Source organism: Acuticoccus sediminis (assembly GCF_003258595.1).
Taxonomy (GTDB): domain Bacteria; phylum Pseudomonadota; class Alphaproteobacteria; order Rhizobiales; family Amorphaceae; genus Acuticoccus; species Acuticoccus sediminis.
Genome location: NZ_QHHQ01000007.1, coordinates 72,378 through 92,366, shown reverse-complemented (window position 1 = coordinate 92,366; position 19,989 = coordinate 72,378). Strand labels below are relative to the sequence as shown.

The window sequence follows — 19,989 nt, the reverse complement described above, 5'->3', positions numbered from 1 at the left end:
AGGCACCGTTCAATCCTAAATCGTACCAAGGCCGCCCGCCCCTCCCATACGGGCAGGGCGGGCGGCCCGAACGGGTCCGGGTTCAGGCGGCGATGGAAATCAGGCGCCGGATGGTGGCCCCCTCGGCCAGCGCGTCGAACCCCTCGTTGATCTTGTCCAGCGGGTCGGTCCCGGTGTGAAGCTTCTCGACCGGCAGGCGGCCGGCGGCGTTCAGCGCCATGTAGCGGGCAATGTCGCGGCGCGGGACGCCGCCGCCCAGGTAGGAGCCGCGCACCGTCCGCTCCTCGGCGACGAGGCTGACGTGGGTGGCAGGCAGCGTCACCGCCGGGTTCGGCAGGCTCGCGGTCACCGTGCGTCCGCCGCGGCGCGTCACGTCGTAGGCGCACTTGAAGGCCGCGGCGACGCCCGCGGTCTCGACCGCGACGTCCACCCCTCCCCTGGTCAGCTCCCTGATGGCAGCGACGGTGTCCTCGCCGCGCGGGTCGAAGACGGCGGTCGCGCCGAGGGAGGCGGCGAAGCCGGCCTTGTCGGAGTTCACGTCGATCGCGATCACCTGCGCCGCGCCGGAGGACAGCGCGCCCAGCACGGCGCTGAGCCCGACGCCGCCGAGGCCGACGACCGCCACCGTCTCGCCCGCCCGCACCGCGGCGGTGTTGACCACCGCACCGACGCCCGTCAGCACGGCGCAGCCGAACAGCGCGGCCCGCTCCAGCGGCATCTCGCGGTCGACCTTCACCAGTGAGCGGTGCGAGACCACCGCGTGCTCCGCGAACGCCGAGCAGCCGAGATGATGGTTGATCGTATGGTCCGCCTTGTGGATGCGCCGCGCCCCGGAGAGGAGCGTGCCGGCGTTGTTCGCCGCCGCCCCCGGCTCGCAGAGCGCAGGACGCCCTTCCGCGCACGGCGCGCACGAGCCGCACGACGGCACAAACACCATCACCACGTGGTCGCCGGGGACGAGGTCCGGCACGTCCTCGCCGACGCGCTCGACCACGCCGGCGGCCTCGTGGCCGAGCGCCATCGGCATCGGGCGCGGCCGGTCGCCGTTGATCACCGAGAGGTCGGAGTGGCAAAGGCCCGCCGCCGCCACCCGCACCAGCACCTCGCCCCGCCCCGGATCGTCCAGCTCGACCCGCTCGATCGAAAGCGGCCGCGAGGTGGCGTAGGGACGCTCGGCGGGAAATGCGGACAGGATTGCGGCACGGGTTTGCATCGAAGCTCCAGAGGTGTTGGCCGCCGGGCAGCGGCAGGCGCGCGGCCGGCTGCGGCAATGCGCGCCGAAAACCATGGACCGCCGAGGGAGTTGGAAACAAGCCGTCCGCCTCCGCGCTGCCGCGGTCCCGCGACATAGTTGCCGTCGCGCTCCCCCGCTCCCGCCACACAATTAAGCAACGGTCGGCAAATCGGGCGGATTTCGCCCTGCCGCAAAAACGGGCGGCTCCCCCGGGACCGCCGCAAGAACGACGACCGTTGAGGAGACGACATCGATGGCCGCCATCAGGGGCTTGCACCACATCACCGCGATCTCGGGACCAGCGCAGGCGTCGCTCGACTACCACACGGGCACGCTGGGCCGGCGCCTCGTCAAGACGACCGTGAACTTCGACGATCCCAGCGTCTACCACCTCTACTACGGCGCCGAGGATGCCGGTCCCGGCGGGATCTTCACCGTCTTCCCGTACGACCACGCCGGCCACGGCCGCACCGGCACGGGGATCGCCGAGAGCTACGGCTACGCCGTCTCCCCCGAGACGGTGGCGGCGTTCGAGGATCGCGGCCGCCCGTTCGAGCGGTTCGGCGAGACCGGCGTGACCATCACCGACAACGACGGCGCGCCCGTCGAGCTGGTGGCCACGCCCGGCGGTCCGCGGCTGGAGCACGCGCTCTTCCATTCGGCGACGATGGTGGTCGCCGACCCCGACCCGACCGCGCGTCTGCTGACCGAGGTGTTCGGCTACGAGAAGGTCGGCCAGGAGGGGGACCGGCAGCGGTTCGCGAGCCCAGACGGGCCGGCCGGGGTGATCGACGTCATCGCGAGCGGGGGCCCGCGCGCGCAGCCGGGCGCCGGCTCGATCCACCACCTCGCCTTCCGCGCGGCGGACGACGACGACCTGATGTCGTGGCAGAGCGCCGTGCGCGGGTTCGGCCTCTCCCCGACGCCGCTCATCGACCGGCAGTATTTCCACTCGATCTACTTCCGCGAGCCGGGCGGGATCCTGTTCGAGATCGCCACCGATCCGCCGGGGTTCGCGGTCGACGAGCCGCAGGACCAGCTCGGCCGGTCGCTGAAGCTGCCGCCGCAGCACGAGAGCAAGCGCCGCGAGCTGGAGGCGACGCTGCCGCCGCTGCGCCGCACGGTCGCGGCCTGAACCGGACCGCCGGGCGCGTGGCAGGAAACGCGACGGGGCCGGCGCGCGGCCCCGCGCCGGGCCGGCTCAGGCGGCCATGTTGTCCTCGGTGGTGGACATCAGCTGCGCGTTGCCGCCGGCGGCGGCCGTGTCGATGCACAGGTGCCGCTCGATGACGACCTCGTCGGCCGCGCACACCACAGGCAGGATCGGACCGCCGCGGCTCGCCAGCGCCTGACGCACGGCGCCGAGGTCCTCGCCCTCGAAGGCGACCGCGTCAAAGCCGGCGAGCGTCGCCAGCGCGGACGGGTCGAGGATGCCGTCGACGCCGTCCTTCGCGCCGGGCGCCACGATCAGCGTGGTGTTGCCGGAGGCGCGTGCCGCAGCCGCCTGCGCCTCCGCGAGAGCGAGGGTCGGGCCGAGGCAGAGCACGGTGCCGCGCGGGAGGACCGAGAGGCGGTTCGACTCGCCCGTCGGCCCGGGCATGTCGTCGATCCTGACCGGCGCCTCGCTCGGCGTCAGCGCGTCGAGGCGCCTCTGCACGGCTTCGACCGATGCGGCCGGACCGGTGTCCGCAGGAAGGCGCCGTGCCGCGCGCCGCGCCAGGCGCGCAACGGTGCGCGGCCCGCCCGCCTTCGGCCCCGTGCCCGACAGGCCCTCGCCGCCGAACGGCTGGGAGCCCACGATGGCGCCGATCTGGTTGCGGTTGACGTAGATGTTGCCGACCTTGATGCGGCTGACGATCTCCTCGACGCGGTCGTCGATGCGGGTGTGGAGACCGAAGGTCAGGCCGTAGCCCTTGGCGTTGATGGCGTCGATGACGTCGTGGATCTCGTCCGACCTGAACGTCGCGACGTGGAGGACGGGGCCGAAGATCTCCTCGTCCAGCGCCTCGATCCCCGGAATGTCGATGATCGTCGGCGGCACGAAGAGGCCCTCGCCCGCAACGGGCAGGCCGTTCACCTCGATGTGCGCGTCGATCCGCCCCCGCGCCTCGGCGTCGATGACCGGGCCGACGTCCGTCGCGACCAGCCACGGATCGCCGATCTGGAGCGCCGCGACGGCACCGCGCAGCATCTTCATCAGCCGGTCGGCCACGTCCTCCTGCACGTAGAGGACGCGCAGCGCCGAGCAGCGCTGGCCCGCGCTCTGGAACGCGGAGGCGACGATGTCGCGCACGGCCTGCTCGGGCAGCGCCGTCGAGTCGACGATCATGGCGTTGAGGCCGCCGGTCTCGGCGACGAGGAAGGCGTCGGGGGAGGTCCTGGCGAGCTGCTTGTCGATCGCCTTTGCGGTCGCGGTCGAGCCGGTGAAGGCGACGCCGGCGAGGCCCGGAACCGAGACCAGCGCCGCGCCCACCTCGCCGCCGCCGGGCGCGAGTTGCAGCGCGGCATGGGGCACGCCGGCCTCGTGCATCAGGTGGGCGGCGCGGCAGGCGACGAGCGATGTCTGCTCGGCGGGCTTGGCGATGACCGCGTTGCCGGCGGCCAGCGACGCCGCCACCTGGCCGGTGAAGATCGCGAGGGGGAAGTTCCAGGGCGAGATCGCGACGACCACGCCGGCCCCCGCCGGCTCGGTGCGCTCCGCCTCGGCGGCGTAGTAGCGCAGGAAGTCGACCGCCTCGCGCAGCTCCGACACCGCGTCGAGCGCGATCTTGCCCGCCTCGCGGGCGCAGAGCGCGAACAGTTCGCCCGCGTGGGACTCGTAGAGGTCGGCGGCGCGGCGCAGGACCGCGGCGCGCTCCCTCGGCTCCGCCCAGTCGACGCCCGCCCGCGCCGCGTCGACCACGGCGCCGGCCGACGCCGGGTCGAGGTCGATCACCGCACCGACCTCGTCGGACGGTCGGGCCGGATTGACGACGGTTCGCGTCGCGCCGTTGACCCCGGCGGGAACCGCCATCGGCGCCGCGCTCCAGGTCGCGTACTGGAAGGGCGCGCGAGCCTCCTCGAACGACTGGAGCACGACGGGGTCGTAGAGGTCCCAGCCGGCGGCGTTCGGCCGCGCGGCGCCATAGAGGTTCGGCGGCTGGCGCAGGCGGGCGTTGACGACGGGCGCGGAGGCGAGCGTCACGAACGGGTCCTTGGCGACCTCCTCCGGCGGGACGCGCTCGTCGACCACCTGGTTGGCGAAGGAGGAGTTGGCGCCGTTCTCGAGCAGGCGGCGGACGAGGTAGGCGAGGAGGTCCTCATGCGCGCCGACGGGGGCGTAGATGCGCACCGGGACCTCGGTCTCGCCGCGGACGGTCTCGTAGAGCGCCTCGCCCATCCCGTGCAGCCGCTGGAACTCGAACTTCTCGTCCTTCGCCATCGCCAGCACCGCGCAGACGGTGTGCGCGTTGTGGGTGGCGAACTGCGGGTAGAGCCGGTCGGCGCGGTTGAGCAGCGCCCGCGCGCAGGAGATGTACGAGACGTCGCTGGAGCATTTGCGGGTGAAGACCGGGAAGGTCGGCGTGCCGGTCACCTGGGCGCGCTTGATCTCGGTGTCCCAGTAGGCGCCCTTCACGAGGCGGACCATGATGCGCCGCCCGGTCTCCTGCGCGAGCGCGTCGAGCCAGCGGATGACGGGGAGCGCGCGCCGGCCGTAGCCCTGGACGACGACGCCGAAGCCCTCCCAGCCGGCAAGCTCGGGATCGCTCGCGACGGCGGCGATGATGTCGAGCGAAAGGTCGAGCCGGTCCTGCTCCTCGGCGTCGATGTTGAAGCCGAGGTTGGCGGCGGCGGCCTTGCGGGCGAGATCCTTCACCGTCTCGATCAGCGCGGGGACGCAGGTGGCGCGCTGCAGCGTGTCGTAGCGCGGGTGCAGCGCGGACAGCTTGATCGAGATGCCGGGGTTCATCTCGGGCGGGACGCCCTTGCGGGCGCGCGTCGCGATCGCCGCGATGGCGTCCTCGTAGTCCTTGCGATAGCGCGCGGCGTCCTCGTAGGTGCGCGCGGCTTCGCCCAGCATGTCGTAGGAGTAGGTGTAGCCCTTCGCCTCCATGCCGGCGGCGCGCTTCATGGCGCCCTCGATGGTCTCGCCGAGGACGAACTGGCGGCCGAGGCGGCGCATCGCCTCGCCGACGGCGGCGCGGATCACCGGTTCGCCGAGGCGGCGGAGCGCGGCGCGCAGGGACTTGGCGAGGCCGGTGCCCCCCTCGTCGAGCACGTGGCCGGTGACGAGGAGCGCCCAGGTGGAGGCGTTGACCAGCGACGACGAGGAGTGGCCGAGGTGCTTGCCCCAGTCGGACGGGGCAATCTTGTCCTCGATGAGGGCGTCGATGGTGTCAGCGTCGGGAACGCGCAGCAGCGCTTCGGCGAGGCACATCAGCGCGATGCCCTCGTCGGTGGAGAGGCCGTACTCGGCGAGGAAGGTCTCCATCAGGCCGGGCCGGGAGTCGGTGCGGACCTTGCGCACGATCCGCGCGGCGCGGTCGGCGGCGCGCTTGCGGGTGGTTTCGTCGAGCTGGGCGTGGCCGACGAGGCGTTCCAGGACGGCGGCCTCGTCCGCTAAGGTGGCGTCACGGACTTCGACACGGGCGGTCGAAAGCAGGGTCGAGGCGGTCATCTGGTCCTCCAGCGGCAGTCGCCGGATTATCGTCGAGAAACGCCTGCCGCGCGAGGGGTTGGCCGCGTCGCACGGACGCAACCCAGCCCATTATTCAGGCATGACCAACGCTTGACCTGCCACCGGCGGCCAAGGCGGCATCACCTCAGAAGCCGAAGATGCTCCCGCCGGAGGCCTGCGGCAGGTACTCCTCGATCAGCTTCTCCATCTGCGCGTTGCGGGACGCGCCCGACTTGCCGCCCAGCACCACCGCGATGATGTGCTTCCCGTCCCGCTCGACGGAGGCGCACAGGTTGAAGCCGGAGTCGCGGATGTAGCCGGTCTTGATGCCGTTGACGCCGTCGACCTTGGTCAGCAGCTTGTTCGTGTTCTTCCAGGTGCGCCCGCCGTAGGAGATCTCGCGGGTCGAGAAGTACTTGAAGTACTGCGGGAAGCGGTCGTGCAGCGCCTTGCCGAGGATCGCGATGTCGCGGGCGGTCGTGTATTGCCGGTCGTCCGGCAGGCCCGAGGCGTTGACGAAGGACGTCCGGCTCATGCCGAGGGCGCGGGCCTTGGCGGTCATGCGCCGGGCGAAGGCGTCCTCCGAGCCGGCGATGTTCTCGGCGATCACCACGGCGACGTCGTTGGCCGAGCGCACGGCGAGCGCCCGCACGGCGGTGTCGACCGGGATGGTGCTGCCGGCCCTCACGCCGAGCTTGGCGGGCGGGCGGCTCGCCGCCTCGGCGCTGACGGTGAGCGCGGTCTGCGGCGTCCAGCGACCGGAGCTCAGCTGCTCGAAGACGAGGTAGAGCGTCATCATCTTGGTGAGCGAGGCGGGGTAGCGCGGGCTGGTGGCGTCGTCCTCCTCGAGGATCTTGCCGGTCTTGCCGTCGACGACGATCGACGCGTATGCGCGGTGCGCCACCGCGGGAACGGGCTGCAGCGGGAGGATCGGCTCGGCGGCCGCGGCGGGCGCCGCGGCAAGCTCGGGCGAGGACCCCGTCTCCGCCGACTGACAGCCGGCCAGCATCGCAACGCAGAGTAAGACGATAAGGCCACGCATGGGCGGTCCTCCGACACGCAATTGTGGCCGTTATGGCGCGTTGCCGGGGCGCTGTCGCCAGCACGTGAGGGTCCGGCGGAGGGCCGGACGTGCGAATATCAGACGGCGTTGCAGGAATACCCGTCAGGGCGAAGGTTCGATCCCGTCGGGGGCCCCATGCGCTCCCGCATCGGCGGGACGGGTCGGGCTGCCGCGGCGATCGGGCGAGCGTCGATCAGGTCAGCGACGTCTCGTTGACGACGGCGAGGAAGCGGTGCGCGATCGTCGGGGCGGAGTGGGCGAGGTGGAAGGCGTACTCGTCCCAGGGCTTTTCCATCTCGCGCACCTTGATGCGGCGGATGTTCTCGGTCCGGGAGCTGCCGTTGCTCCACACGAAGCCGACGCCGAGGTTGTTGGCGACCGCCTCGAGCATGCTGTCGCGGGTGTCCACCACCACCGCCGCGTGCGGCTCCAGCATCGCCGCCGTGAACGCCGCGTCGACGACGCGCTGCACGTAGGACTGCTTGGTGCGGAAGATCATCTGCTGCTCGGCGAGCTCGGCGATCTCGATCTCGTCGCGGTCGGCGAGGGGATGATCGGGATGCACCAGCGCGACGACCGTCTGGCTCGAGCACATCACGCGGGTGAAGCGCGGCTCGTCCGGCACCTCGGGGATGATGCCGACGTCGATGTTCTGGGTGAGGACGGCCTCCATGATGCGGCTCCAGGGGCCGGTCTCGATGTGGAGGGTCACGGTGGGGTGTCGGGCGCGGAAGGCACTGATGTAGCGCATCGCGGGCATGGCGTTGCCGATGCCGATGCGCAGCGGGCCGAAGTCCATCTCATCGTGACGGGCGAGCAGGCGCAGCGCGTCGTCCTCGCGCCGGCGGATGTCCGAAGTGATGCGATAGAGCTCGCGGCAGAGGGCGGTCGGGACGATGGCCCCGCGCCGCTTTTCAAACAGTGCAACCTGAAATTCGGTCTGCAGCTCGCGCACATGCTGGGTCACCGCAGGTTGCGAAACCCCAAGTCGTCGTGCGGCCGCTGTGAACCCGCCCTCCTCGACAACCGCATTCAGCGCGCGGATCTTGGAAGAGGTCAGACTCATCGATGGGTACTCCGTTCTTGTTCAACCACCCCGGCTTACGGGCATGGAACACTGTACGCTATGGCTTTCATTGGCCGATTGCGGCATGCCAGTCCCAATTTCAAGGCATGACTTCCCGTCCAAAATTCCAAATAGCGGAACAACTTTTCCGCATATATAAACCATTTGACCGAAGATGCAATGTGGCGTTTCGGTCGGTTCCCTATGGCGGCGCCCCCTCGACGGGGCCGACAGCCAGCAACCATAGGGCAGCACCGCCAGTTTGGATATAAGATTCGGTCAATTTATTACCCATTGCGTTCCTTATATAACGCATACGACCACTACCTGCACGTGCATACCTTGGTCCTACTCATCAGGATAGCTTTTTGTCGATAATTTGGTTATGCCGCGCATTGTTGGGGCACATCCTATATCCGTCCAATCCTGACGGGATCGGTACCCAGCATCCGTGTCGATGGAGTGATCATGGCGCGCGCGACTACTTTCAGTACCGAGTATTTTAACGCCAGCGGCGGTTATTCGATCACCGAAGTCAACGACACGGTCGATCGCTACGCCTTCCGTCATTTTCTGCGGGAGCTCAGGACGGACCACCAGGTCGACCTCGGCCTGCCGCAGCCGGTCGACGGCAGCCAGCTCCACGCGATCTTTTCCCAGCTCCGCGTGCCGCCCATCGTCGACGGGGTGAAACACATCGACGTCAGCGGCGTGCTGCCGACCATCGAATACATCATGTCCAACGGCGGCTTCCGCGACACCTGGGTGATCGGCAACGATCGCGGCGGCGGCCTGCGCGGCACCACGACCGACGACATAGTCCTCGGCGGCGACGGCAACGACGTCATCCTCGGCCGCAGCGGCGACGACTACGTCAACGCGGGCGCGGGCGACGACCGCGTCGGCGGCGGCATGGGCGACGATCAGCTCTACGGCGGCGACGGCAACGACGTCATCCACGGCCGGCGCGGCGACGACATCCTGCAGGGCGGCATCGGCAACGACACGCTGATGGGCGCCCAGGGCGCGGACACCTTCCTGTTCGAGGCCGACGACTTCGGCCGCGGTCCGTCGGTCGACGTCATCCGCGACTACCGGCCCGCCCAGGGCGACCAGATCGTCGACACCACCGGCCAGCTCGTCGTCGAACACTTCGGCCAGATACCCGGCTACGGCCGCGCGACGGTGCTGGTGAACGAGCAGACCGACGACCGCGTCGTCGTCTACGGCGCGCGCGTGCACGACGACGACATCCTGACCCAGTACCAGGAGCCGAACCCGGCGACCCAGCCGGCGCACTCCCAGCCGCGCGAGGGCATCTACGTCGGCGGGACCCCGTCCGCGCCGACCGGCGTCGTCAACCTCCGCCTCCAGCGGATCGGCAGCTACCAGGACGGCGACAACTACGTCGAGACGTTCCAGGTCCTCGTCAGGAACAACACCGACAAGACGATCCTCAACACGTCCGACCTCGACATCAAGCTCACCGGCGGGGCCCTCCTCAACGTCGTGCCGGACAGCGTCTTCGGCGGCACCTACCACGGCGGCGAGTTCGACCTCTCCTCCGGCGGCAACCGCGCGCTGGCGGCGACGCAGGAACTCTCCGTCCTGCAGTTCTCGATCTCGAACCGTTCGCCGATCACCGAGGTCGCCATCGACGGCACGAGCACGAACGGCTTCATCCCGGATTATCCCGGCGCCGAGCAGACCTACTACCAGCCCGCCTTCCAGATCGACGTGCGGCTGTCCGGGCAGACCACCACCGGCGGCAACGCCGAGGTCTACATCACCAACATCGGCAACCAGACGCTCGTCGATCTCGACAACATGGAGTTCCGCTTCAAGGACGCCGACATCAAGGTCGTCGACGACCCCTGGGGCGCGGACTACTATAACAGCACCTTCGCGGTGGAGCCGTGGGCGTCGGACAGTCCGCACGGCGCGCTGGACCAGACCGCGACCGTCAAGTTGTTCGGCTTCTCCTACGAGAAGGACGGCGACAGCGACGCGAAGGTCGACGTCAACGACTTCCGCCTGACGAGCGACTTCAACGACCTCATCACCTGAGCCTGGGGCACGCCCAGGCCGCGAAGCCCGGCCGTGATGCCCCGGACGCCGACGTCAGGCGGGCGCGTCGGCGGCGAGGTGACGGGAGCTCGCCCCGTCGCCCATCCGGCGCAGGACCGCGAGCGCGTCCTGCAGCGCGGTCCTGAGCCCCTCCTCGAAGGTCGGGTGGTAGAACGGCATCTCCAGAAGTTCCGGCACCGTCAGTCCCTCGGTCAGGGCGAGCGCCAGGAGGTGGGCCATGTGCTCGGCCCGCGGCGCGAACATCTCCGCGCCCAGCAGCGCGCCGGTCCCCACCTCGACGTAGAGCGACATCCGGCCCGCCGCCTCGCCCATCACCAGCGCGCGCCCCTGGTCGGAGAAGTCGACGCTTCCAACGGCGAACGCCGCGCCGCGGCCGACAAGCTCGCGGTGCGTCTCCCCGACGAGCGCCATTTGCGGCTCGCAGAAGACGATCGCGAGAGGTACGGGGCGCATCGTCGGCACCGGCCGGCCCAGCGCGGCATTGCGACCGGCGGCCATGCCCGACTCCTCCGCGATGTGGAGCAGCGGGGCGTCGTCCATCGCGTCGCCGGCGATGTAGATCGGGCCGTCGCCGCACCGCCCCGTCTCGCGGTCGAAATGCGGCACGCCGTCCTCGTCCAGCGAGAGCGACGTCGCGGCGAGGTTCAGGTCCGACACGTTGGGCGCCCGGCCCACCGCCACCAGCATCCGCTCGAACGTCGCCGAGTAGGTCCGCCCGTCGACCCGATATTCGACGGTCACGCCCTGCATGTTGCCCGAGATGTTGACCAGCTCGTGGTCCGGGACGACCTCCATCGACGCCCCGAGGTGCTCCCGCGCGGCGGCCGAGACGGCCTCGTCCGTCAGCGGGCCGAGGCCCTCCCCCTTGCCGAAGAGGCGCACACGCACGCCGAGCCGCGCCAGCGCCTGCCCCAGCTCCAGACCGATGATCCCGGTCCCGAAGACCGCGACCGAGGCCGGCAGGTCCGGCCAGTCGAAGAGGTCGTCGCTCGTCTGCGGCGCGGAATGAACGAACGCCGGCGGCACGACCGGGGCGGACCCCGTCGCGACGACGATGCGCTTCGCCTCGACGAGGACGGTCCGGTCCTCGCCCGTCACCGTCAGCAGGTGGTCGGCCATGAACCGGGCGGTGCCCTTCAGCCGCATCTCCGCCGGAATGGCGTGGAGGCCCTCCAGCACCGCGTCGACGAAGCGGTCGCGGTAGCGGCGCACCCGCTCCATCACCTTCGCCCCGTCCACCGCGACGTCGCCGCAGGTGATGCCGAAGGCGGACGCCTCGCGCACGTGGGCGGCCGCGTTGGCCGCGGCGATGAGGAGTTTGGAGGGCATGCAGCCGACACGGGCGCAGGTCGTTCCCGACGGCCCCGCGTCGATCAGGACGATGTCGTCGGTGACCTTGCGGGCCTCACGGAAAGCGGCGAGACCGGCGGTTCCCGCGCCGATGATCGCGACGTCCACCGCTCTCTCGTCCATGACCGCCCTCACCTTTCGACCCGATCCTGAGGAGCTAACCGGGTGCGGGGCACGAGCGTTCCCTCGCCGTCCCGCTTCCGGGTTAACGAGGCGTGATCCATGTGCCGCTACCGTGCACTTGAGTTCGGCCGGGCGCACCGCTACCGCATCATGCGGCCGCCCCGGCTCCCCCGGTGCGGCCGCCCATGTGTTGGGCGTGGCGTGAGATGCTCCCGGCGGCTGCCCCGGCCGGAGAGCGCGCAGGTGAGTTCGATGATGAAGCGACTTTCGGTGATCGTGTGTCTGACGCTGGCGCTGGCCGGCTGCGGCCTGATGGGCGGCAAGGAGAAAGCGCCGTCGACGGTGCCGAACGTCCCGCGCGAGCGCAGCGTCGACCCGGGCCGCGCCGCCGAGCTCATCAACGCGCATCGCAAGGCGCACGGCAGGGCGCCGCTGGTGGTCGACCCGGCGCTCAACCGCGTCGCCGCCGACACCGCGCGCGAGCTCGCCCGGCGCGACAAGCTGATGACGTCGATGCACACGCCCGGCGGCCTCGCCAGGCGCCTCGACGAGGCCAACTACCCCGCCGCACGCGCCGCGGAGAACCTCGGCTCGGGCTACCCGACGCTGGTCATGGCGGTGGAGGGCTGGGAGCGGTCGTCCGGCCACAACAAGAACCTGCTCAACCGCGACGTCACCCACATGGGGATCGGCCTCGCCCTCACGGACAAGGGCAAGTACCATTCCTACTGGGTGCTGATCCTCGCCCAGCCGGACTGAGCGAAACGCGGGCCGTCGCCGGCCCGCGGGCCCCTCAGAGCGACTTCAGCGCGTCCTCAAGCCGCACGGTCGCCGAGCCGCGCCGGGCGGGCTTCTGCTGGCCGGGATCCGGCGCCCAGCCGGACAGGAAGGCGAACACGAAGGTCGCCTTCAGCCGCCCCCGCTCGTCCGCGTGGTGGGCACGATAGTACTCCTCCGCCTCGACGAAGAGGCGGCGGGGGGCCGGCGAGCGGCTCGCCAGAACCCCCTTCAGGCCGACGGCGTCGAGGTCGCGCATCAGCGAGGCGAGCGCGCCGTACGTCACCGAGACGCGGACCTCGTCGACCACCGGCAGCGCGAAGCCGGCCCGCGCCAGACCGTCGCCCCACTTGCGCACGTCCGCGAACGGCGCGACCCGCATCGCCGCCCCGCCGGAGAGCGCGGCGTCGGCGTGGAGCAGCGATTCGGTCAGCTCCGTCAGCGTCCCGCTGGAGGCGGCCGCGCCGAGGAACAGCCCATCCGGCTTCAGCGTCCCCCGCATCTCCCCGAGCGCCGTGACCGGGTCGTTGGCGACGTGCAGCTCGTTGATCGAGATGGCGAGGTCGAAGCGGCGCAGGAAGGGCTGGGCGATGTCGGCCACCACGTCCGGCCGCTCGGCCGCGACGGGCGAGACGTGCACCGCCGGCACGCCGAGCTGCGCCCAGACCTGCCGCAGCGCGGCGGTCCCCGGGCCGACGACGAGCGCCCGTTCGAACGTGCGGCTCACCAAGGCGAGGCGGTCGACGATCTCCTCCGCGAGGCGGACGTGGACGACGTCGGCCTCGCCGATGCGGCTGCGGGATCGGATGCGGGTGCGGTCGAACATCATGGCCGACATGTACTGCGCCGCGCGCCCTTTCACTACATCTTTGGGTTGAAGTCTGTTAGCATGTGGCGATGAGCCTGTCCGACCGCCCCTCCCTTTCGGCCCCGCTCGCCCACGCCGCGCGGCTAGGACGGGGTCTCGTCGCGGCGGGAATCGGGCTGGTGGTTCCGCCGCTGTGCCTCTCCTGCCGCCGACCGCTGGTCGACCCGCGTACCCTGTGCGGCCCCTGCGTGCGCGACCTCGAGATCATCACCCCGCCGATCTGCGACATCATGGGAACGCCCCTCGCGTTCGACGCGGGGCCCGGTGCCCGCTCGCCGGAGCTGCGCTGGAACCACCCGCTGTACGACAAGGCCCGCGCCGCGACGGTGTTCGGGCCGATGAGCCAGCGCCTCGTCCATCAGCTCAAGTATCAGGACGTGCCCGGCATGGCCTCGCTGATGGCGCGGCTCATGGCCCCGGCGATCGCCGACCTCACCGCCGGCGCGGACGTCCTGCTGCCGGTCCCGCTGCATCGCCGCCGCCTCCTCGCGCGGCGCTACAATCAGGCGGTCCTCATCGCCGACGCCCTGTCACCGCTGGTGGGGCTGCCGGTGGCGCGGCACGCCGTGCGCCGCGTCCGGTACACGTCCCACCAGGTCGGCCTCGCGCGGGAGCAGCGGGCGGACAACCTCCACGCCGCCTTCAGGATCGTCGACCGCGCCGCCGTCGACGGCAAGGCGGTCGTTCTGGTGGACGACGTCCTCACCTCCGGCGCGACGGCGGACTCGCTCGCCGTCACGCTGAAGGCGGCCGGCGCGCGGGCGGTGCGGGTCGCGGTCTTCGCCAGGGTCGTCGGCGAAGGCAACCGGGAGCCCGCGTGATGCAGTTGCGAGTGCCACTTTGTTGCCTATATCCTTCCGTTCGAGCCCGAAGGGAGTTCGAGTGATGGTCAAAGTGGAAGTTTACACCCGCGATCTTTGCGGGTTCTGTACCCGGGCGAAGCGACTTCTGGAGCAGAAGGGCGTGACGTTCACCGAATACAACGCGTCCGTCGACCCCGGCGCCCGCGAGCGCATGGTCAAGCGGAGCGGGCAGCGCACCTTCCCGCAGGTCTTCATCGGCGACGTCCACATCGGCGGCTGCGACGACCTCTACGCCGCCGAGCGGTCCGGCAGGCTCGATGCGCTGCTGACCGGGGAAGTCGCCCAGTGATCATCCGGCTGAGCCCGGCAGGCGCCGACGCGGCGACTGCGGGTCCGGCGGGCCGGCGTCCCGTTCACGCCGCTTGCATCAGGATTGGCTGCGCACAGTGATCCATTACACACTCCGCTGCGACAAGGGGCACCAGTTCGACGGCTGGTTCGCCTCCTCGGCGGCGTTCGACACGCAGAATGAGCGTGGCCTCCTGACCTGCCCCCAGTGCGACTCGGCGAAGGTGCAGCGCGCCCTGATGGCGCCCGCCGTCGTCGCCGGGCGCGACACCCGGGGCGCCGCCCCCGCGGCCACGGGCGAGGCGCAGGAGCGCGAGGATACCTCGGCCCCCGCGGCCGGCGGCCCGCCGCCCGCACCGGCGGCGCAGCCGGGCGAGATGGCGCTGATGGACGAGCGCGGCCAGAAGCTGCGCGCGCTCATCAAGGCGATGCATGCGGCGGTGAAGGAGTACGGCGTCGACGTCGGCACCAACTTCCCGGAAGAGGCGCGCCGCATCCACTACGGCGAGGCCGAAGCTCGCGGCATCTACGGCCAGGCCGACCTCGAGGAGGCGCGCGCGCTGCTCGAGGAGGGGATCGACATCCTCCCCATCCCCGCCCTCCCCGACGAGCAGAACTGAACCGTCCGGCCGGCGCGCCGCACGCTCGTGCGGCGGCGCCATCGGGGTGCCTTCCGGCCTCCGCCCCGGTCGAGGATCACGTGCGGAGGACTCCGGCGGCAGGGCCGTGCGCGCTTCTGCCGGCGGCCGAGGGGTCAGCGGCGGAGCAGGAACACCGCCTGTTCGCCGAACATGTTCCAGAACCACCACGGCGCGTTGAACGGGATGCGCCGACCCCACGCGTTGAGGGCGATGGAGTGCTCCACCGTCACTCCCATATCGTCGCACAGCTCGACGAAGTCGCGGATGGTGCAGAAGTGGATGTTGTTGGTGCGCCACCATGGCTCCGGCAGGAGCTCGGTGCGCGGCATCCGGCCGAGGGTCAGGAGCTGCAGGCGCATCTTCCAGTAGGCGAAATTGGGGAACGAGACGATGCCCCGCTCGCCGATGCGCAGCATGTTCTCCAGCACGTGCCGCGGGTTGCGCGTCGCCTGAAGGGTCTGGGACAGGATCACGTAGTCGAACGACTTGTCCGGATAGCCGTCGAGGTCGACGTCGGCGTTGCCCTGGATCACCGACAGGCCCTTGGCGACCGCGTCGTTCACCCCCTTCTGGGACAGCTCGATCCCGGAGGCGCGCACCTCGAGCGACCGGCGCAGCAGGGCCATCAGCGTGCCGTCGCCGCAACCGACGTCCAGGATGCGGGTACCGGGCTCCACCAGATCACGGATGATCCGGAAATCGACGCGCTGCTCCGCAGCGGGAATGACATCGCTCATGGGGTTCACGCCGAAGGCGCCGGGACGGCGATGCCGCGAGCCCGCGCGGCGCCGGTCAGGAAGCCGCGCACGACGCGGTGGAACTCCGGCTCCATCAGCAGGAAGGCGTCGTGCCCGCGGTCGGTCTCGATCTCGACGAACGAAACCTCGGCGCCCGCCGCGTTCAGCGCGTGGACGATCCGGTGGCTCTCCGAGGTCGGGAACAGCCAGTCGGACGTGAACGAGACGACGCACCAGCGGCACGGCGAACTGCGGAAGGCGTTGGGCAGGACGCCGTCATGGTCGGCGGCGAGATCGAAATAGTCCATCGCGCGGGTCAGGTAGAGGTAGGAGTTGGCGTCGAAGCGGTCGACGAAGGTCGACCCCTGGTGGCGCAGGTAGGACTCGATCTGAAAGTCCGCGTCGAACCCGTAGGACAGGAACTCGCGGTCCTGAAGCTCGCGCCCGAACTTGCGGTGCAGCGCGGCCTCCGAGACGTAGGTGATGTGCGCGGCCATCCGCGCGACGCTGAGCCCCTTGCTGGGCTTCACCCCGTTCTGGATGTAGTTGCCGCCGTACCAGTCCGGGTCGGCCATGATCGCCTGTCGGCCCACCTCGTTGAACGCGATGTTCTGCGGCGAGTGGCGCACGCCGGTCGCGATCGGCACGGCCGCGAAGACGCGCTCCGGATAGCTGACGCCCCATTCCAGCACCTGCATGCCGCCCATGGAGCCGCCGACGACGGCGAACAGCGTCTCGATGCCCAGCTCCTCGACGAGGCGGGCCTGCGCCCGGACCATGTCGCTGATCGTCAGCACCGGCATGTCGAGCGCGTAGGGACGCGTCGCGCCCGGCATGACCGAGGCGGGGCCGGTGCTGCCGGAGCAGCCGCCGATCACGTTGGCGCAGATGACGAAGAAGCGGTCCGTGTCGACCGGTCGGCCGGGGCCGACCATCGCGTCCCACCAGCCGGGCCGCCCGGTGACCGGATGGCGGTTGGCGGCGTGCTGGTCGCCCGTCAGGGCATGACAGATCAGAACGGCGTTCGTACGGTCAGCATTGAGCTCACCGTATGTCTGATATGCAATTTGCCACGGGCTCAGCGACACGCCGGCATCCAGCGGCAGCGGCTCGTCGAACCGGGCGACGGGGCTGGAGGGTTCGTCGACCTCGGCTCTGCGGCGCTGCTCACGGATATCGATGGCGTCGCCGGCGTCCGCGCCGTCGTCGGCCACGAAATCGGAAGGCATAGTATAAGGTCCTCACTGCGCTTCGATCGGCGCATCGGTAAGGTGCGCAACGCTAGGCGCCGGGCGCTGTTACGGTCAACGTTTTCTTTGCGTCAATCGCCCTGTCGGTCTATCCAGCCCGTTCTGTCAACTTTGTGAAGCCCCCATGGTGTCGCCGGTCCCGTCCCCCTCGCCTGACGATCTGTTCGCCCTACGCGAGCGGCTGGACGTCGTCGATCGCGATCTCCACCGCCTGCTGCGCGAGCGGTTCGCGATCGCCGAGACCATCGGCATGACCAAGGGGCCGGACGAACCCATCATCCGGCCGGACCGCGAGGTCGAGGTCGTCGCCAACCGGCTGCGGCTGCACGAGGGGGCGATGCCCCGGGACACGCTGGTCCACATCTGGCGCGTCCTGATCGGCGGCGCCTGCGCGGTGCAGCGCCCCTACACGATCCACGTCAGCGGCACGCTGGAGGCGGCGCGCTACCTCTACGGCCCCGTCACCATCGTCCGATGGCCCACCGCGTCCGAAGCGCTCGGCGCGCTGGCCGACGGGTCCGGCGACGTCGCGGTGCTTTCGGACGCGGAACGATGGTGGGACGAACCCGTCTCCGCCCACGCCTTTGCCCGTTTCGAACTGACGGACGGCACGCGCATCACCCTCCTCGGCGGCTCCGGCGTCGGCACCAGCAACGGCCCCAGGGCCCTCGCCGTGCGGAACGACCGCCTTCACGAATGCGACGTCGCCGACCTGTCCGACGAGGACGACATCCTCGGCCGGTTTGCCCCCTCCCCCTTCACGATCCCGGTGGCCCAATGAGTGCTCCGCTTACGATGCGTCCCGTCGCCCGCGAATCCATCATGCGCATCGCCCCCTATGTCCCCGGCCGCTCGACCGCGGGGGCGAACCGCAAGGAGTACAAGCTCTCCTCCAACGAGAACCCGCTCGGCCCGAGCCCTGCGGCGCGCCAGGCGTTCATCGACGCCGCCAGCTCGCTGGAGAAATACCCCGACGGCGGCGCCACCGCGCTGCGCGACGCGGTCGCCTCGACCTACGGCCTGAAGCCCGACCGGATCATCTGCGGCAACGGCTCGGACGAGATCCTGTCGATGATCGCGCACGCCTACCTGGAAGAGGGTGACGAGGCGATCTTCACCGAGCACGCCTTCCTCATGTACCGCATCGTGACGCTCGCGGCCGGCGGCACCCCCGTCGTCGTCGACGAGCCGGACATGCAGGTCGACGTCGACAGGATCCTCGAGGCGGTGACGGAGCGGACCAAGGTCGTCTTCCTCGCCAACCCGAACAACCCGACCGGCTCCTACACCCCGGCCTCCGAGGTGAAGCGCCTGCGCGAGGGGCTGCCGGGCAACGTCCTCCTGGTGATCGACGCGGCCTACGCCGAGTACGTGCGCAAGAACGACTACGAGTCCGGCATCGAGCTCGTCGCGACGCGCGAAGACACGATCATGACGCGCACTTTCTCCAAGATCCACGCGCTGGCGGGGCTGCGCCTCGGCTGGGCGTATGCGCCGGCCAACGTGATCGACGCGCTGCATCGCGTGCGCGGGCCCTTCAACGTCAACGCGCCGGCGATCGCCGCGGGCGTCGCCGCGCTGGCCGACCGCGCCCACATGGAGCGCGCCGTCGAGCACAACAACTACTGGCTGCCGGAAGTGACGCGGCGCGTGCGCGAGCTCGGCTTCGGCGTGCCGGATTCGGTCGGCAACTTCGTCCTGATCGACTTCTCGACCGTGCCCGGCGGGGACGCCGGCGAGGCGGACGACTTCCTTGGCGCCCGCGGCTGCGTCCTGCGCCGCGTCGCGGGTTACGGCCTGCCGCAGATGCTGCGCATGACCATCGGCGACGAGGAGGCGAACGAGGCCGTCATCGCCGCCCTGGCGGAATACCGGGAAGGGCTGGCCGGTGCCTGACAGCGACTCGCCGGACGAGGAAACCGGATTCTTCTTCCATCACGTTGCGATCATCGGCATCGGCCTGATCGGCTCGTCGGTCGCGCTCGCGCTGCGCGTCAACGGGTTCGAGGGGCCGATCTCCATCGCCGACCGCAACGGCGAGGCGCTGCGCGAGGCGACCGAGCTCGGCCTCGGCACCAGCTACCACACCAGCGCCGCGAAGGCGGTGTCGGGCGCGGACATGGTCTTCCTGTGCGTGCCGGTCGGCGCCATGGGCGCGACGGCGCGGGCCATTGCCCCGGCCCTCTCCAAGACCGCCATCGTCACCGACACCGGCTCCGTGAAGGGCTCGGTGGCGCGCGCCGTCTCGGCGGCGATCCCGGACAAGTCGCGCTTCGTGCCGGGCCACCCGATCGCCGGCTCGGAGCAGTCCGGTCCGCGCGCCGGCTGGGCGACGCTGTTCCGGCACCGCTGGTGCATCCTGACCCCGACCGAGCACACCGATCCCGCCGCGACCGACGTCGTCGCCGCGATGTGGCGCGCCATGGGAGCGAACGTCGAGATCATGGACATCGAGCACCACGACCTGGTGCTGTCCATCACCTCGCACCTGCCGCACCTCATCGCCTACAACATCGTTCGCACTGCGTACGACATGGAGACGGTCACGGAGCAGGACGTGATCAAGTTCTCCGCCGGCGGCTTCCGTGACTTCACCCGCATCGCCGCGTCCGATCCGACGATGTGGCGCGATGTCTTCCTCAACAACAAGACGGCGGTGATCGAGACGCTTGGGCGGTTCATGGAAGACCTCGCCATGCTGCAGCGGGCGATCCGCTGGGGCGACGGCGAGCAGCTCTTCGACACCTTCCAGCGCACCCGCAACATCCGCCTGTCGATCATCGAGGCCGGTCAGGAGACCGCCGCGCCCGACTTCGGCCGCCCCCGTTTCGACCCGAGGAATCCGGGGCGCGACGTCGATCAGGACCAGCCGCACGACACGCCGCACGAGGCTCACCACGACCACCCGGTCGACGTGCCGGACGACGACTACGACGAAGAGGCCTTCTGAGGCCGACCGGGCCGCGTTCGTCACGCCTCGCGGT

Annotated in this window: 17 protein-coding genes; 9 read left to right on the top strand and 8 right to left on the bottom strand. The window is 70.4% G+C overall.

Translation table 11 applies throughout. The annotated features are described in order from the left end of the window. Positions 1–82: 82 nt before the first annotated feature. Positions 83–1,213 (bottom strand): zinc-dependent alcohol dehydrogenase family protein, encoded by a 1,131-nt coding sequence (locus DLJ53_RS26215; RefSeq protein WP_111350965.1) that lies wholly within the window; start codon positions 1,211–1,213, stop codon positions 83–85. 274 nt (positions 1,214–1,487) lie between these two features. Here DLJ53_RS26215 and DLJ53_RS26210 point away from each other — a divergent pair, with 274 nt between their 5' ends. Then, the gene (locus DLJ53_RS26210) at positions 1,488–2,369 is read left to right on the top strand and encodes a ring-cleaving dioxygenase (protein WP_111350964.1); all 882 of its coding nucleotides are present in this window, start codon (positions 1,488–1,490) and stop codon (positions 2,367–2,369) included. A 66-nt stretch (positions 2,370–2,435) separates the two neighbouring features. Here the strand turns inward: DLJ53_RS26210 and putA are convergent, their stop codons facing one another. The 3 genes from putA to DLJ53_RS26195 form a co-directional block, all read right to left on the bottom strand. Next, on the bottom strand, positions 2,436–5,891 hold the full coding sequence (gene putA, locus DLJ53_RS26205) for a bifunctional proline dehydrogenase/L-glutamate gamma-semialdehyde dehydrogenase PutA (protein WP_111350962.1): 3,456 nt from the start codon (positions 5,889–5,891) through the stop codon (positions 2,436–2,438). A gap of 145 nt (positions 5,892–6,036) precedes the next feature. Then, on the bottom strand, positions 6,037–6,933 hold the full coding sequence (locus DLJ53_RS26200) for a D-alanyl-D-alanine carboxypeptidase family protein (protein WP_111350961.1): 897 nt from the start codon (positions 6,931–6,933) through the stop codon (positions 6,037–6,039). 214 nt (positions 6,934–7,147) lie between these two features. Next, complete coding sequence (locus tag DLJ53_RS26195; RefSeq protein ID WP_111350959.1) at positions 7,148–8,020, bottom strand: LysR family transcriptional regulator; 873 nt, start codon at positions 8,018–8,020, stop codon at positions 7,148–7,150. A gap of 468 nt (positions 8,021–8,488) precedes the next feature. On the opposite strand from DLJ53_RS26195, the gene DLJ53_RS26190 reads away from it, so the two are divergent. Beyond that, positions 8,489–10,087 (top strand): calcium-binding protein, encoded by a 1,599-nt coding sequence (locus tag DLJ53_RS26190; protein WP_111350958.1) that lies wholly within the window; start codon positions 8,489–8,491, stop codon positions 10,085–10,087. A gap of 54 nt (positions 10,088–10,141) precedes the next feature. Here DLJ53_RS26190 and DLJ53_RS26185 read toward each other — a convergent pair whose 3' ends face one another. Next, on the bottom strand, positions 10,142–11,581 hold the full coding sequence (locus DLJ53_RS26185) for a dihydrolipoyl dehydrogenase (RefSeq protein WP_111350956.1): 1,440 nt from the start codon (positions 11,579–11,581) through the stop codon (positions 10,142–10,144). 252 nt (positions 11,582–11,833) lie between these two features. Here DLJ53_RS26185 and DLJ53_RS26180 point away from each other — a divergent pair, with 252 nt between their 5' ends. Then, entirely contained in the window at positions 11,834–12,340 is a 507-nt protein-coding gene (locus tag DLJ53_RS26180; protein ID WP_162409565.1) for a CAP domain-containing protein, read from the top strand. 34 nt (positions 12,341–12,374) lie between these two features. On the opposite strand, the gene DLJ53_RS26175 is transcribed toward DLJ53_RS26180, so the two are convergent. After that, complete coding sequence (locus tag DLJ53_RS26175) at positions 12,375–13,220, bottom strand: methyltransferase domain-containing protein (RefSeq protein ID WP_146620095.1); 846 nt, start codon at positions 13,218–13,220, stop codon at positions 12,375–12,377. A gap of 35 nt (positions 13,221–13,255) precedes the next feature. On the opposite strand from DLJ53_RS26175, the gene DLJ53_RS26170 reads away from it, so the two are divergent. From DLJ53_RS26170 to DLJ53_RS26160, 3 genes are all read left to right on the top strand, one after another. Continuing rightward, a complete protein-coding gene (locus tag DLJ53_RS26170; RefSeq protein WP_146620094.1) occupies positions 13,256–14,047 on the top strand; it encodes a ComF family protein in 792 nt (263 codons plus the stop codon). A gap of 64 nt (positions 14,048–14,111) precedes the next feature. Next, positions 14,112–14,378, top strand: a complete 267-nt coding sequence (grxC, locus tag DLJ53_RS26165) for a glutaredoxin 3 (protein ID WP_111350950.1) — start codon at positions 14,112–14,114, stop codon at positions 14,376–14,378. A 97-nt stretch (positions 14,379–14,475) separates the two neighbouring features. Beyond that, positions 14,476–14,997 (top strand): DUF1178 family protein, encoded by a 522-nt coding sequence (locus DLJ53_RS26160; RefSeq protein ID WP_111350948.1) that lies wholly within the window; start codon positions 14,476–14,478, stop codon positions 14,995–14,997. 134 nt (positions 14,998–15,131) lie between these two features. On the opposite strand, the gene metW is transcribed toward DLJ53_RS26160, so the two are convergent. Then, positions 15,132–15,755, bottom strand: a complete 624-nt coding sequence (metW, locus tag DLJ53_RS26155; RefSeq protein ID WP_111350947.1) for a methionine biosynthesis protein MetW — start codon at positions 15,753–15,755, stop codon at positions 15,132–15,134. Between the two features lie 5 nt (positions 15,756–15,760). Continuing rightward, complete coding sequence (gene metX / locus DLJ53_RS26150) at positions 15,761–16,984, bottom strand: homoserine O-acetyltransferase MetX (RefSeq protein ID WP_111350945.1); 1,224 nt, start codon at positions 16,982–16,984, stop codon at positions 15,761–15,763. Positions 16,985–17,129: 145 nt separating this feature from the next. On the opposite strand from metX, the gene DLJ53_RS26145 reads away from it, so the two are divergent. The 3 genes from DLJ53_RS26145 to DLJ53_RS26135 are packed head-to-tail and all read left to right on the top strand — an operon-like array spanning position 17,130 to position 19,955. Next, complete coding sequence (locus DLJ53_RS26145; RefSeq protein ID WP_111350943.1) at positions 17,130–17,786, top strand: chorismate mutase; 657 nt, start codon at positions 17,130–17,132, stop codon at positions 17,784–17,786. Continuing rightward, positions 17,783–18,901 (top strand): histidinol-phosphate transaminase, encoded by a 1,119-nt coding sequence (gene hisC / locus DLJ53_RS26140; RefSeq protein WP_111350941.1) that lies wholly within the window; start codon positions 17,783–17,785, stop codon positions 18,899–18,901. The genes DLJ53_RS26145 and hisC overlap by 4 nt, the downstream gene beginning before the upstream one ends. Then, on the top strand, positions 18,894–19,955 hold the full coding sequence (locus tag DLJ53_RS26135; RefSeq protein WP_111350940.1) for a prephenate/arogenate dehydrogenase family protein: 1,062 nt from the start codon (positions 18,894–18,896) through the stop codon (positions 19,953–19,955). Before hisC ends, DLJ53_RS26135 begins: the two co-directional genes overlap by 8 nt. Positions 19,956–19,989: the final 34 nt, after the last annotated feature.